General features: G+C 37.1%; 13 protein-coding genes. 4 read left to right on the top strand and 9 right to left on the bottom strand.

Annotated features, from left to right (window positions below; all coding sequences use genetic code 11):
• Positions 1-21: 21 nt before the first annotated feature.
• From CHU_RS03985 to CHU_RS03975, 4 genes are all read right to left on the bottom strand, one after another.
• Entirely contained in the window at positions 22-1050 is a 1029-nt protein-coding gene (locus CHU_RS03985; protein ID WP_011584218.1) for a nucleoid-associated protein, read from the bottom strand.
• Positions 1047-2948 carry a hypothetical protein gene (locus tag CHU_RS03980; RefSeq protein ID WP_011584217.1) on the bottom strand — a complete coding sequence of 634 codons (1902 nt, stop codon included), beginning with the start codon at positions 2946-2948 and terminating at the stop codon, positions 1047-1049. The genes CHU_RS03985 and CHU_RS03980 overlap by 4 nt, the downstream gene beginning before the upstream one ends.
• A gap of 254 nt (positions 2949-3202) precedes the next feature.
• Positions 3203-3733 (bottom strand): hypothetical protein, encoded by a 531-nt coding sequence (locus CHU_RS19645; protein WP_081428647.1) that lies wholly within the window; start codon positions 3731-3733, stop codon positions 3203-3205.
• A gap of 329 nt (positions 3734-4062) precedes the next feature.
• Complete coding sequence (locus tag CHU_RS03975) at positions 4063-4458, bottom strand: hypothetical protein (protein WP_011584214.1); 396 nt, start codon at positions 4456-4458, stop codon at positions 4063-4065.
• 97 nt (positions 4459-4555) lie between these two features.
• Between CHU_RS03975 and CHU_RS03970 the strand changes: the two genes are divergently transcribed.
• Positions 4556-4771, top strand: coding sequence for a helix-turn-helix domain-containing protein (locus tag CHU_RS03970; protein WP_041932181.1), 216 nt, complete (start codon positions 4556-4558; stop codon positions 4769-4771).
• A gap of 136 nt (positions 4772-4907) precedes the next feature.
• A complete protein-coding gene (locus CHU_RS03965) occupies positions 4908-5711 on the top strand; it encodes a hypothetical protein (protein WP_011584212.1) in 804 nt (267 codons plus the stop codon).
• 513 nt (positions 5712-6224) lie between these two features.
• Here CHU_RS03965 and CHU_RS03955 read toward each other — a convergent pair.
• The 4 genes from CHU_RS03955 to CHU_RS19770 form a co-directional block, all read right to left on the bottom strand.
• Positions 6225-6962 carry a sulfite exporter TauE/SafE family protein gene (locus CHU_RS03955; RefSeq protein ID WP_041932179.1) on the bottom strand — a complete coding sequence of 246 codons (738 nt, stop codon included), beginning with the start codon at positions 6960-6962 and terminating at the stop codon, positions 6225-6227.
• A gap of 155 nt (positions 6963-7117) precedes the next feature.
• Positions 7118-7552 carry a hypothetical protein gene (locus CHU_RS03950; RefSeq protein ID WP_072355959.1) on the bottom strand — a complete coding sequence of 145 codons (435 nt, stop codon included), beginning with the start codon at positions 7550-7552 and terminating at the stop codon, positions 7118-7120.
• A 53-nt stretch (positions 7553-7605) separates the two neighbouring features.
• Positions 7606-7770 (bottom strand): hypothetical protein, encoded by a 165-nt coding sequence (locus tag CHU_RS19520; RefSeq protein WP_011584208.1) that lies wholly within the window; start codon positions 7768-7770, stop codon positions 7606-7608.
• A gap of 8 nt (positions 7771-7778) precedes the next feature.
• Positions 7779-7901: a hypothetical protein gene (locus tag CHU_RS19770; RefSeq protein WP_256234443.1), complete on the bottom strand. Its 123-nt coding sequence runs from the start codon at positions 7899-7901 to the stop codon at positions 7779-7781.
• Positions 7902-8514: 613 nt separating this feature from the next.
• Between CHU_RS19770 and CHU_RS03945 the strand changes: the two genes are divergently transcribed.
• On the top strand, positions 8515-11355 hold the full coding sequence (locus CHU_RS03945) for a T9SS type A sorting domain-containing protein (protein ID WP_011584207.1): 2841 nt from the start codon (positions 8515-8517) through the stop codon (positions 11353-11355).
• 68 nt (positions 11356-11423) lie between these two features.
• On the opposite strand, the gene CHU_RS03940 is transcribed toward CHU_RS03945, so the two are convergent.
• Complete coding sequence (locus CHU_RS03940) at positions 11424-13820, bottom strand: glycoside hydrolase family 31 protein (protein WP_041932178.1); 2397 nt, start codon at positions 13818-13820, stop codon at positions 11424-11426.
• A gap of 235 nt (positions 13821-14055) precedes the next feature.
• Between CHU_RS03940 and CHU_RS03935 the strand changes: the two genes are divergently transcribed.
• A complete protein-coding gene (locus tag CHU_RS03935) occupies positions 14056-15345 on the top strand; it encodes a glycosyltransferase (RefSeq protein ID WP_011584205.1) in 1290 nt (429 codons plus the stop codon).
• The last annotated feature ends 9 nt before the right edge of the window (positions 15346-15354 follow it).

The raw sequence follows: 15354 nt of genomic DNA, 5'->3' as shown, positions 1-15354 counted from the left end.
ATTGCAAATTCTGAGACTGAGTTAAGTTTCATTTTCGTAATATATTTTATAATATTTACGTCCTTTTTCGTCAATTCCTTGTTCTATTAGTTCTCTATTTCCATGAATGTATATGTGAAAGTTTTTGTCGAGCTTTAAAATATTTTTGAAAACTCTCGCTTGCTTTTTGACTGCTTGAGCAGATATTTCAAAATTGTCTGAAAGCTCTACTTCGTTTTCTTGTCTATATATTTGGTCAAATTTGCGAAATGATTTAATAACATTGCTGTCTGCAAAAACCTCTGATTCAAATTCTTGCTTATCAAAAGTGTCATGTTTTTTGAAATAATCGACTGAACGGTTTAAGAAGTCTATTTGGTCTGCTTTAGATACCTCAAAGTCTTCAGGAATTTGTTTTGTAATAAAGTTCTTAGTTATGGAAAGAAAATCTTTAGTAAAATGATAATTGTCACTAGCAGGTTTTATACTTAAAAATTCATCTTTCCAATATTGTGTGTCGTTTGATTTATTTGAATCCACTACACATACTTTATAGCCGTTTTTTTCTTCTAAATTGAAGATTAAACATCCTTTGTCTAATTTATCAATATTAACTCCACTTTCATGTGCGATTTTTGAAGAAGTGAGTTTTAAAAAAACGTCCTTTTTTTCAGACTTAAATAAGCCTATTGCATCAGTTTGTTGCCCCTCAAATAAACAATCTTTAAAATAACAAATACAAAACTCTCCTCCGTTTATTTTGGGGTGAGAAGATTTTTCATATAAATGCTTTGAAACATCTATTGATAATTCATAGAAATTTTCTGGATTTGCAAAAATCCTTTTAGCAAAAGCGTAGGTATCGTTAAGATTAAGGTCTGTCGGATAATGAAAATTATAAACTTCATTATTATTGAATGGAGAAAGAAAATACCTTAACAAGTATTTTTTTGTGTCTTCGTTTCCTAAACTTAGCTTTTTATCGGATACTTCGATTCCTTCATCCCTAAGCTTGTTTCCAACTTTATGGATGTATATAAACTCAAGCGTTATTTCAGTAAAATCGATCATTTTATTATATTAAATAATTTCAACTTTTCAAGTTTAAGATTCTCAATTTCCTTTCCTAATTCCTTTTCAAGATTTTCAATACTTGATAGAGATTTTACGGAATTTGTTTTTATCAAATATGGAGCGGATTTGAATACTCCGTCAAATTCAGGTTTGTTTTTAAGTGCATTTGAAAAATTGAAAGTAACCTTATACAAGCCATTTTTTATATTTAAAAAACGGAATTTATACAATACTTTCATTTCTTCTAAAAAAATAGAACCCTTTGCATTTTGCTCACTTAATTCAGTAAGAGTTTGTAACCCCTTTCCTTCAAAGTTTATAACCAAATCTTTATCAACTTTATCACGGTAGAGTTCAGGAATTTCAGTATTGTCATCAAACTTGAATTTTATTGATTGAATATCCGCCTCGTGAAACATTACAGAAGAAGATATATTACTAAAGCTAAGTAAGAAATTTACCCTTTCTGTATTTGAGCTAAAATTCTTGAACAGTACTTTTATTTTTTCCTCTTCAATAAAATCTATTCTTTTAAACTCTTCCTCAACAAGCTTTACTAAGCGGTTAACAATATATTTGTCCGCTTTATTGATTGTATTTTCGGTTACTACTACTAACTGATTGTCCTTTTTCTTAATTACAACTTCTGCTTTCCCTGGTTTAGTATTAATCAACAAGCTACTTGTCGGGTCTTTTGTTTCCGTTATCAATGTTAATTTGAATTCATCCTTTGAAGGACTGGCTTCAAATTTTAAACTATCAGAATTTATGATTTTGACATTTAGACCATCTGTCAAATTATCTGTGTTTATTTTCACTTTATTAAATACAGATTCTAATGTTTCATTTTGTTTAATGTTGAAAAATGCATCCGAGCTATTAACAGTTTTACCTTTAACATCAATGTATGATTTAAAGTCTTCAAGTTCTTTCGGGCTAAAAAGTAATGAAGTCATTAAGTCAATTAATTTATTGATGTCTGCTTTTTTTGTAAAAATCCCCTTTTTGGCAAGAAAGAATTTAATATCATTTGCTGTAATTGCATCTGTTTTAAGAAAAGGTTTTAAAATATCTCCATAAGGAAGTATATTGACAAAAGCTTCGTTTAGGTGCTGAGAATTAACTAAGGATGGCTGATTATCGTCCTCGTATGTTTCATTTTTACTGGTGATTACCTTTGTATTCGATAATGAATCTAATGCATCTGTATCAATGCTGTTGTATTTTAACACTCTAACCTTCTCGTCTAATAATTCTTCATTAAAGGAACGGATAACTTCCAGAGCATCATTTTTATTTTCTTCTTCATTATAATCAGGAAAGTAAAGGAGGTATTCATTTCCATAACCACTTGTAAGGCTAATTGTTAGCCAAATAAGTTTCTTTAATGCTTCTGCAGAAAATGGGTCAGAGCAAAAAAGAAGAAAACTTATTTTAGATTTACTTTCCTTAGTGATAGGAAGTACAGAGGAATTAATAAATTGAGGAGGAAGCTTTAACCCTCTTTCTCCAATGCGTTTAGGGCTTTGATTGGCTTCAGTTATGGGATATGCAAACTTAACAGGAACGTCTGATCTATAATTTTTTGCAGTTGTAATACTGCTAATTAAAAAATTGGCTTTATTGTTATCTATCAGAAAATAGTTGATATCTTCTTTCAGTAAATTCCGTTTATAGTTTTCTTTTGTATAGTGAATAAAATCTGTTAAAACCTCACTGTTATTAGTTGAAAGCCAAAATAAAAGGCTGTAAACATCAGTAGATTCAAATCGTTTTACTGGAATTTTCTTCTTTTCTTCCAAGTCTGAATATACAATGTCGGTATCGTTTAAGTATTTAGATATTTCTATTTTAGAAGATTCAGGATATTTAAGTGAATGAAGTGACGAAATCATTATTAAATCTCCTGAATCTTCTTTTAGTTTACTTTCAAAATCTCCGAGAAAATTGACAGAATGTATTTCATTTCCTTCTGTTTTTTCGTTGAAGCGCTCTATTGTATGATTTTCTCCAAACTGATGCCAACCGATAAGTTCTAATATTTTCTTAACTATCCTGTGATTAATAGGAACGTTTTGACTTTCCGTTGGTGGAGCTAAAGAAGCAAAAGGGTTGGTGTCAATTTGATTTTCAACTGCACTAATCCATTCTAAAAGTTTTGTGTCAAAATCCGCCCTAGATATTTCTTTTCCAATGATGAACTTGTGCCAAATTCCAAGGTTAATGCTTTTACAATAAGTTCTCTAACCTGCGATGAAATCCTCGGCTTGTTCTTATTTTCATAGTATTTGTCGATTTTTGTCGATGCTTGATCAATTAAAACTTGAACATTCAAAGGTTTAATTTCTCCAATTTTTACATTACCAATATCCTTAGCCGTTGAGAGTTTTTCGTCAACATTTCCAATTACAATTAATTCATATTCAGATGCATTTGGAGAATGAGTTTCAAGTTCTTCACACCATTTTTTTGCTGCAGAATGCCGAATTATGTTTTCGGAGGATTTTACTTGACACAGTTTTACAGCATCATCGACATATTTCCACCTGATGTCTACCTTTTCCGATTCGTCTAACGGCTCGAGCGTTACTGATCTCCATAGATTATCAGTTTCAAACGTATCTAATACACAAATAATCGTTTGTATTAAATAACCTCTGATTCCTGCATTTCCTCCCATACCTAAAATATTGTAAACGTTGTAAAAAAGCTTATACAAAATATATGTCCTTCACTTAACAACAACTCATTTATGAATTTAAATGATTATGCTTCTAAATGAGCTCTGTGATAAAAACAATACGGGTTTCATTAAAATAAATGTATTTCCCTTCAAATCAACTGACAGTGCCAATATCAAATCTTTTTATCAAAAAACCTACACCGGAATAATTATATTTAAACAAGCACACTAACTGAGGTAAAAAATCAATAATAATTCTTTTTAATGGAATAAATAGAATGACAACTATCATATTATTTATATAGTTGCAAATCACATCTCCGCCGTCAATTATTATATTTATTCAATTTCAACCACGATAATACGGCATAAAAATCCGTGCTTAAGGTATCGGGTAATTTATTGACAAGTTGATTTTTCTTCTCCATAATGGCGTCATAGAGTTTATGGGCTAAAAATTCCTGATGCACCCGGAAATAATGCATATCGATTTCAAGCAAGGTATAGATCGTATCTTCATACCAGTTCCACATATTGGTTTCATGCTGTTTGGATACATCCAGCTTATAAAAAATAAGATCTACCAGATTTGAATTATAATCATCTGTAACAAGTCCCGTAGATTCAAGGCCCATAAGTAGCCTTCGGCTTTTCATATCTGCCAAAAGAAGTGTTATTACTTCATCTTTTATTGATTTTGTATTGTTAGTTTCCATATCCATAGCATTCATTTGTTTGTCATACAATAATATGACAAACAAATGGCATTGTCAACTTTTAATATGACACTTTTGTGTGTTAAAGTTGGGACATTGTGGGGTGGAAAAACAAGAAGTACAAAAAAGAATTGGATTACGTGTCATTGAATTGCGTGAACACAAAGGCTGGTCTCAATCTGATCTGGCAAGGGCATGTAATAAAGACAGGCAGGCTATTGAAAAAATTGAAAGCGGCAAAGTTAACCCAACTATTTTTTCCCTTTATGAAATTGCTATTGCTTTAGGTGTTTCGTTAAGTAAGGTAACAGGTATTTAACTTAGTTTGGTTTTAGTGACCCGTATTGTTTGCTCATTAAAAATACCGGTGCGCACGGAAAATAATAACGGAGATACATTAGTTTTTTAAAATAGCTATAATTGTAATTTCATCTTATTTGCTCTTATAAATAATAATGGATCAATTACTGATAGAATGTTATAACTGGATATATAAACAACCGAATAAATCTTGTTCATATAAACAATTGGCTGATTACATATACACTTTTAATAATCCAGACTTAAATTTTAAAATTTTTGAAGATTTAAAGTTTAATGATCAGGTAAGATTAAAATATCAAGAGCTTACTAATTGTCATCAGTTACCTTATTATGATAGTAAGAATTTTACTGTTAGAAATTTACAGATAAGTATAGACTCGTACACACAGCTCACAAAAGAAAATCAATTAGCTGATGTAATACTTAATCATAATGAATTTAAATCAACTTCTGATACTGATATATACATATTGTCTTTAAACTTTTTTCATATAAATTGGATTGAAGGAGTTTCATTTTTTGAGTACAAACACTATATACTCAATGTTGTAAAAATATGGGTTATTGATGAACGTCTGAAAGCACTTTATAGAGAAATAACAAAAGAACCTAGCTTATCTAATGAGCATTATAGAAAGATAGCTTCTTTAGATTCTATGTTAGGATTACTTGAGTATAAAGAATTGCAGCATTCATTACAAGAGTCAAAAGAAGCAAAGAAGGAAGCTAAAAAAGCAAATTTCTTTGCAAGAACAGGTATATTTCTATCAGTTGCCGGTTTAATTATATCCATTGTTGTAGCTATTTACCAGATCAATCAAAGTGAAGATCAATTTAAAACTGAACAAAAACAATATAAAACAGAACAGCAAGAATCTAAAAAATCACACATTCAAACTATCCCAACAAATAAAGTCTTTATAAATAAGAAATAAGAAATAAAAACTATAATCGATCTGATATATAGTTACTCCCTCGGCGAGACATAATAACGGATTGAGGTGGCTTAATAAATTTAAAGATTCCTAAATTTTTAGCCTATTACCCACTTGTTGGTGACCCGCATTGTTTTCCTATTCATTAAATAATATCCGTGCGGGCAGGAACATCATCAACGGCGAAAGCATACCAAAGTTTATTGAAGTGTATACAAAAAGGTACATGCAAGCATATATATTCAGTGTATATTCCGGGTATATTCCGCCTGTATTCCGGGTATGTTCCGCGTGTTTCGCCCTGGCGAACGGGTTCTGTAAATGATGTGATCAGTAATCACATGAGGGTAATTCATTAAAAAATTCAATTGTGAAATAAAAAATCGTACGGATTTAAACGGTTTATCAGCTGCTAGGGTTCCGTAAAATATCATTTTAGTATCATGCAATCATGCTGTGGTGTGATGTCCTAAACAACAGCGAAGGATGCTCATAATAGCATCTGATACGGTACTATGCAAACATCAATTTGAAGCTTGCAATGGTTAGTACGATGGCCAATAGATATTTTAATGTGGGTACGTTGAACTTTTGACTGCCGCAGTACGAACCTAGCAGTCCGCCCAGGATTGTTGCTGCCACCGCATATTGTAAGTTGTGCGTGAGGTGAATGCCTCCTTTGTTGATTTGCCCGAATAGTCCGGATAATGAATTTACAGAAATGAAAAGCGCAGAAACGGCTGCCGTTTCTTTAAACGTTGCCCAACGCATCAGCAGCATGAGCGGACTTAAAATGATTCCGCCGCCAAGGCCAATGGCACCGGACAGAAGCCCAATCAACCCGCCTGTAACCAGGGCTGTGCCGATTGGTATTTCTTTCGTCTCCTGGTTTGCCTGCCTGAACTGATACAGCAACCGTACAATTGAAATCAATAAACAAACAGCTAAAATTTTCCTGTAAATACTGTCTGACAGGGTCATCATACCGCCCAGATAAGCCATAGGAATACTTGTGATGGCAAAGGGCCAAAACAATTTGAGCTTGAAATAACCGCCCCTGTAAAATCCAATAAAGGATGCTGCTGCCACTGCTAAATTCATAATCAACGCAGATGTTTTCATCATTACAGGTGCAACTCCAAACAAAGCCATAACCGCTAAATACCCAATGGCACCGCCGTACCCGATAGATGAATATAAAAAAGCCAGAACGCCCAGCACAAAAATTAAAAGAATTGAATGGTAGTCCATTATATAACCTGTTGAAGGCACTTATCAGGCGGAAATAATTGTGCGTTCAAAATAGTCAAAAAAGCTATGGCATGTATTCAGATCCAATGGTTATTCGGATAGTGTACCTAAAAAAAAGTGCGCGCAGGCAGTGGTACACGTTAACCACAATGGACTCAAGGGGTGTCGGCAATTGCATGTTGTTTGATTGCTTTGGCAACCTGAACTTCTATGTAAACAAGTACACAAATAATCAGTATCTCTGATATAAAATAGGTTATCCCGACACGTGTAAGCATTGGGTAGTATCGTATAACAAGTATCATTGTCAACACACAATAAAAAATGTTTGCTATGCTTATTACGCTTACAAATGGTATGAAATTTCCTTTTACCCATAAAAAACAGGCTGCGGAATAGATCGAGAAAACCGTTGCTATAATCGACAGGTATGTCAATATACGTTCAGGCATTCCAACAGATTCATTGTATGTTCTCAATACAACGAACAACAAGAATGCCGTAAGCAGCGCTCCTATACTGTCTGTGAGGAATAGGTGTTGTGGCTTTGCTGCTAATTTATGTATGACGTTTGTAAGCCGTGTAATCATGTTGGAGTGTGCTTTTTCTTTGGCATTCGTTAAAATAACTGTAATGTAACATCTCACAACAACGGGTTGTGCGCCGCATCGGAAGTGTATCTGTTAACGTGTATTGGATTTGCTGCACTACAGCGTACGGAGAAATAACCATCCAGACAGCCTAAATAAAAATCTGCCTTTCTTGTTTCAGGCATTTTTGTTTTGAAAAAACCAAAATCTTTTTTCATAGTTATTATTATGAATAGTTAAAATTCATCAGGTTATGTTCACTAAGCCCTTCAGGCATATCGTCCAAGCCATCTCTATTGTCTGTGTGCCACAGCAGATCTAACGTTGCATTCACATCAGGCTCCTTCATTCATATTTCAAAATGTTCCCATCATGCTTACTAATAAGAGCAGTTTCGTTCTGTGTGCCACAGACCGAGGTGAGAAGAGTGTAATGAACAGCGAATATATGGTCTGTATGCGGGGTCATCTATGGTTAAAAACAAACGTATCTGATCTCTGGTACGCCGTATATACCTTTTCCGGGAATAATTAGTGATTTTTACGGGGAATTCCTAGCGGGAATATTGAGGGCAGTGAGGGTGAGCGGGTTAAAAATAAGAGTGCTTATATTGTTGTATGTTGAATGTGCATACTATATAGATTGCAAATCCTTTTTTTATCTGGCTTCGGTACACCGCGGCGAATGCAAATTCCGAAGAGCTAAGAGAGCTAAGGACTCCCCCTCTACTTCCATAGCTGTAAATTTTTAGATAGCTGATTGTTGGTGACCCGCATTGTTTTCGGATCATTAAATGATAGCGGTGCGGACGGGGATACTAAAAACCAAAATAATCAAATAACTTCTATTCAGATTAAAAAAATTCTTGCAATGACCCGAAATATCAACAATAAGAATTGATTAAAGAATTATAAAGCCCTACATTTAAATTATAATTACATTTTAAAAATAAAATTTCATCTATGAAAAAGTTTTTACTTTGGATGCTCAGTCTTACTTTATTTTCATCCTTGCAAACTAACGCCCAATGTACCATTGATGCTGGAGCGAATACTACAGTTTGTGACTCGTGGTCATCATTCTTAATACAAGGAAATGGAACAGGGTATGATACTTATCAATGGACAACCAGCGGTACAGGTACATTTTCCGACCTGTCAAATAATGGCCTTACGGCCTACTATATACCTTCTACAGCAGATATTACTGCAGGCTCGGTAGATTTAAGTGTAACAGGTACCGGTAATTGCGCTTCTAAAACAGCTGTTTCGATTATAACCTTTCACACTGCTCCTCTATTAAATGTAGATGCAGGAGCAGACCAGACAGGCTGCGGCGCGCTTACATTAACTGCTACTGCAACCAATGCAGAGTCGTTCCATTGGGTTGCTCTGGGATCTGGTGCATTAGCTAATGAAAATGATCTTACGACTAAATATACTCCGACTAATGCGGATCAATTAAATGGATCTGTTCGGCTATGGGCAATAATACGTGCAAATGATCCTATTTGTGGTTATGCAAGCGACACAGATGAAGTTGTTATAAACTATATTCCGCCCAATGAAGTATATGGAGGACCTAACTTAGTATCCTGTCAAACTGCGTCTGTAAGTATAACCGGGTCTTCCTTGACAAATGCAACAGGTGTTATCTGGTCTACATCCGGAACAGGTACCTTTTCAAGCACAACGGATCTACATCCGACCTACCAGCCTTCTACTGCAGATATTTTAGCAGGCAATGTACATTTAATGGTACAAACTACTGGCAATGGTTCATGTCCCGAAGGAAGAGATACATTGCAAGTGGACATTTTCAGCATCGCTGCATCTGTGAACGCTGGTGCAGATCAGACTGTATGCAAAGATGTTGTAACCCTTACACCAGCATACACAGGTACAAGCGGCGTCACTTGGTCTACATCAGGTACCGGTACATTTAGTGCTCCATCAACAACAAACGCAACTTCTGTATATTACACATTATCCAATGAAGATGTAGCAAATTTTACAGGTGTGGTAACACTTACAGCAACTACAATCAGTAATGGACTCTGCCCAACTGCGACAGATCATTTAACAATACGTACTACCTCAAACGCCGGCTTAAATGTTGGATCCGATACAGTAGTATGTCCTGGCGCGATTATTTATCCGGTTGCACATCTTCAGGCAGGTACGCTAATATGGACTACTTCAGGTACCGGAACATTTTCAGATCCTACGTCTCTAACACCTGTTTACACACCATCAGCGGCAGATCAATTGCTGGAAGGTTACTGGCTAACTGCAACTACACCAAGAACAAATTGGTGCCTGTCACAATCTGGTACTAAAAGAGTTTTTCTGAAAGATATTGCAGCAACAGCAAACGCAGGTTCAGATCAAACAATATGCGGAAGTATGGCTGCATGCTATGGCACTGTTACAAATGCAACAGGTGGTATCTGGACATCCAGCGGTACCGGAACATTTAATCCCGGTTCTAACTATCTCAGCACTTCCTATATATTCTCTGATGCTGATATCGCCAATAGTTTTGTTACACTTACCCTCACAACTACCGGAATGTGCAATGCCTCAGCCACAGACGCAATGACAGTAACAACGCTTGGCGCTTCTGCGCCCGTTTTACATGCCGGTCCGGATCAGCTTATCACTGGCACATCTGTTACATTAAACGGAACAAGTTTTGCAACGCCTGGCGTGCAATGGTTTTCTTCAGGTACAGGTACATTCAGCAACGCCAACGCATTATCAACAATCTATACACCATCAACCCTTGATCTACAAAACGGAATTGTATATTTAACGCTTTCCGGATTAAATACAATTTGCTATGTTTCAGATGTACTATCTGTAAAATTCGGCACAACGTATACACTTACAGGAACAATAAAAGCTGGAGTAAATACACTAGACAATGGATTGGTTGCCTTATACAAAAAAGAAGGCTCAGAATTATATCTTGCTGAAGCAGATTCAATCAAACCTTCAGATGCTGGTACATATGCATTCGATAATGTAGTTACGGGTAAATATATCTTACTAGCTACTCCAACAGACAACTCAATCTACCAAAGCAATTTCTTACCTACTTATTTAGGTGATACTCAAGATTGGCAAAATGCACAGGTAATAACCGTTTCTGATAATAGCTCTTATCCAATTTCATTAACTCCTTACGTAAGCACAAATTCATTCTGGAATACAGGGCTGGATACCATCACTGGTATTGTCTATGTAGACCATACATCACTTGCTGCTGCACGTATACAAACTACTTCCGGTACACCGGCGGTACATGCAATCGTTTACCTTGCAGATGCAAACGGGAATAAAATTTCATATACCCAAACAGATACAAGCGGAAGATACAAATTTGTAAATGTCATAGCCGGTGCATATTCAGTTATTCCGGAGTATGGCGGAACAAGTTTAGCAGGAACAACAACTTCCATTCCGGTTACCATAGATGGAAACCCTGCAACGATAGAAGATGCCTCTGTAACAGTTCAAAAAATATCAACCAGTACAGGAGTGTTTAGTGCAACAAAATCTGCAATACTTCGTGCGTATCCTAACCCAGCAAAAAATATCGTTAGTGTTGATCTGGTAACTTCTGCAGGAACAGGTCTAGTTAAATTAACGAATGAAAATGGTACTGTGATGTTTCAGCAAGCAATGAATCTAAGCGGATCATCTATTACATTGAACATTGAAGCATTACCAGCAGGAATGTACATTCTTCAGCTTATTGCCGAAGACGAAGTATATACTTCAAAAGTGGTTAAATACTAAATCCAGTAATTCGGTTTTAAAGGCGTTCTTCTAAATAATAGAAGAACGCCTTTTTTAAATAGGAATAATTAGCCCTTAATTACAATCTTTGCAAACGCTTTGCCTGCGTCAAAACGGATCAGGTTCTTATCCGGGTTAATGACATCCATGTGTACCTTCTCCCCGTCTACCTCACAGCTTTTAGGTGTAAAGCTCAATCCATGCACCATGATCTCGTAGGATTTATATACCGGATCATACGTACCATCAATACGCTGCGTAATGGTATACGATTTCTTTTCGCTTGCTGTTACAAACGTTTTATATGACGATTCGCCTTGTGTATACTCGTAGCCATCCCCTTTGTCTTCATACAAATAACTTGTATGTTCTTCCGCACTTGCATATACATGCAGGAATAACTGTTCGGGATCAAACTCACCTACATACTGCATGATCGGCGCCATCGGAATTACTGCGCCTGCTTTTACAAACAACGGAATCCGATCCAGTGCCGCTTCGGCCCATACTTCCTGGTTGCCTTCATGCACTTTATCATCCCAGTAATAATACCACTTGCCTTCGGGCAGATACACCCAGCGGCCATCAACTTTTTCTGCCAGGATCGGGCAAACCAGCAGGTTGTCGCCCATGCAGAATTCATCCTGCCTGTTGTATGTTTCAGAATCTTCCTGTGCTACAAATGGCAAGGGACGCAGCGTTGGTACACCCGTTTTTACATGCTGATAAAATGTTGTATAAATATAGGGAAGCAGCTGATAACGCAGCTCAATAAATTTCTTTGTAAGCAACTCTACTTCCAGGCCAAACGACCATGGTTCCTGATCGCCGTGGTCACCGGATGAGTGCACGCGGCAGAACATATGGAAGATCCCAAGCTGAATCCAGCGCACAAATAATTCGCCGGATGGTGAACCGATAAAGCCGCCGATGTCGGAGCCGCAGTAAGAAACGCCCGATACGTTTAACCGCTGACACTGACTGTTTGCTATAGACAAGTGTTCCCATGAAGCAACGTTGTCGCCTGTCCACGCAGAAGAATATTTCTGCAGGCCGGAATAACCGGAACGTGTAATTACAAACGGACGTCTGTTATGTCCGAATTTCTTTACGCCTTCATAGGTTGCACGCGCCATCTGCATCCCGTAAACATTATGCGCTTTTCTATGGCTGCATGGATCACCATCGTAATCGTGGCGCACATCATCGGGGAATGTTTCTATTTCAAATACCGCCGGCTCGTTCATGTCGTTCCACACGCCGCGCACGCCGGTATCCATCAGTTCATCAAATAAACCAGCCCACCATTCACGCACTTCCGCGCGGGTGAAATCGGGAAAGTTACATTCTCCCGGCCACACGGCGCCCTTCATTAACGGGCCATCCATACGTTTGCAGAAATATCCTTTTTCCAGACCTTCTTTATAAATGCGGTAATTGGGATCTATTTTAATACCCGGATCAATGATCACAACGGTTTTGAAGCCTTGTTTTTCAAGATCGGAAATCATGCCTTTGGGATTAGAGAAATGTTCGGGATGCCACGTAAAGCATCTGAAGCCATCCATATAATCAATATCCAGATAAAAGGCATCACAGGGGATTCTGCGTGTGCGGAATTCACTTGTAATTTCACGCACCTGTTTTTCCGGATAGTAACTCCATTTACATTGATGAAAGCCCAACGCCCAAAGCGGCGGCAATTCAGGCTTACCGGTCATGTTGGTATACGTTTCCACTACATTGAGCAGCTCCGGACCATAAATGAAATAATAATTCATTTCACCCCCGTCTGCCCAGAATGACGTTGCATTCTTGCGTTCGAATCCAAAATCAAAATAAGTACGGAATGTATTATCAAAGAAAATACCGTAAGCTACTTTATGATGCAGGCCGATAAAGAACGGAATGTTTTTGTAGAGCGGATCTGTATCCTTGCCGTAGGCATACGTATCTTTCCCCCAGTTCTCAAAACGTTTTTCGCGGATATCGTTATCGGCAGATTTATCGCCTAAGCCATAGAAGTGTTCGCTGGCCTGGCCTTTACGGGTATTGAAAACAATCTCCCCTCCGTACTTTTTATGTTCTTCCCAGTGAAAGCCCTTTTCATCTTCAGAAATTACAAGCCCTTTTTTGTCCAGTATTTTAATGAGCATGCGCTCTTTCTGAATTTCGCAATCAATTTTAGCTGTTTTTATGGAAAAGTATTCTTCTTCTTCACTGATCTCCAGCTTTTCAATAGACTCCTGATACGTGTGTGCATGTGAATAGGAAAAATCTCTGCTGAAATTGCCCAATGCTGAAAAACGAAAACGTAAAACTGTATCAGAAACAACTTTAACCTCTAAAACCGTTTGCGGGCCGTAGAAATAAAAACGATTATCTATTTTTTCCCATCTTTCCACGACACCGGCATGCTGTTGAGAAACCTGCTTGTCGTGATTGATATTCATGTAACTTTCCATACAAACTCTTCTTTCTGGTATATATCAGTTTCTATCCACTAAAATAGGATAAAAAAAAGGCTATTGCGAACCTAATATTTGTATTTTTCTTACAATCGCAGGCTAATGTTTCAATAACTTGAAAGAATGATAGTCTTTTTTAAAGTTTCAGCTGTTTATGGTAGGTTTTTAGCTGTTCGCAATGTATTTTTAAGAATAGGAATTTTGTCCTTTGTATGAAATTCTATTCGCTGCTATGAAAAAAACAAAGGTTTTGATGTTGGGTTGGGAGTTTCCGCCAATTATTAATGGTGGATTGGGGGTAGCCTGCCTTGGTTTAAGTAAAGCCCTGTCCAAACAAGTAGACCTTACCTTAATTCTACCAAAAAGTGACCCTTCTGTCCTGCTGAACCAGGTGGATATTATTGGATTAAATCAACAGGAACGCATCCGGATCCGCGAGGATTTTCAAACCGATTTTTATGCAGAACTGGAAAATGTATACACGCTTCCGTCAACTATCTTACCCTATCAGACAGTTGCAGAACCTGAAATAACAACTAAAAAAGTACAGAAGGTTAAAAAACAGAAAGTTTCCCGATCTGAATTTTATAAACCCTTTCAGATCGAAAATCTGTATGGCAGTGATACCATTCAAAAAGTAATTGAATATGCTACCGTCAGTGCAGACATGTGTATGGAATGGGATTTTGATGTGATCCATTGCCACGACTGGATGACGATGCTTGCCGGCGTTGAAATTAAACAACGTACAGGCAAACCGCTGGTACTGCACATACACTCGCTTGAATACGACAGAAATCCCGGAACGGGAAACAACTGGGTATACCAGGTAGAAAAACATGCGATGGAAATGGCCGACGCTATTCTTCCGGTAAGCGATTATACCGGAACGATTGCGGTTAAAGAATACGGCATTAATCCACGTAAAATACATTCGGTACATAACGGCGTTGAAAAAATAACGCCATTCAAAATAGAAAAACCGTTCCCTGAAAAAATCGTTTTATTTATTGGCCGCGTTACGCACCAGAAAGGCCCGGAATATTTTATTGAAGTTGCGTCCAAAGTATTAAAGGAATACCCGTTGGCGCGCTTTGTTGTTGCGGGCACAGGCGATAAGCTAAAGGAATTGATTGAAACCGGTGCGCATAAACAGTTAGGCTTAAATGTTCACTTCACCGGTTTTTTAAGTAAAGAAAAAATTCACGATCTGCTTGCCATGGCAGATGTCTATTGTATGCCTTCAGTATCTGAACCGTTTGGTTTATCGGCACTGGAAGCCGCACAGTTTGGCGTACCGTGTATTGTATCCAAACAATCCGGTGTTTCAGAAGTGTTGATCGGCGCGCTTAAAGTAGATTTCTGGGACGTAGATAAAATGGCGCATTACATTCTGATGCTCTTAAACGATCCGTCCTTTGCAAAAACGATTTCAACAAACGCTCATTTCGATTTAGAATATTGCACCTGGGAAAATGCAGCCCTTGAAATAAAAGACATCTACAACGAACTCTTAGCTTAATACAATTCT

The sequence above is a fragment of the Cytophaga hutchinsonii ATCC 33406 genome (genome assembly GCF_000014145.1).
GTDB lineage: Bacteria > Bacteroidota > Bacteroidia > Cytophagales > Cytophagaceae > Cytophaga > Cytophaga hutchinsonii.
The sequence above is the reverse complement of the archived record's forward strand: the minus strand, read 5'-3'. Positions and strand labels throughout refer to the sequence as shown.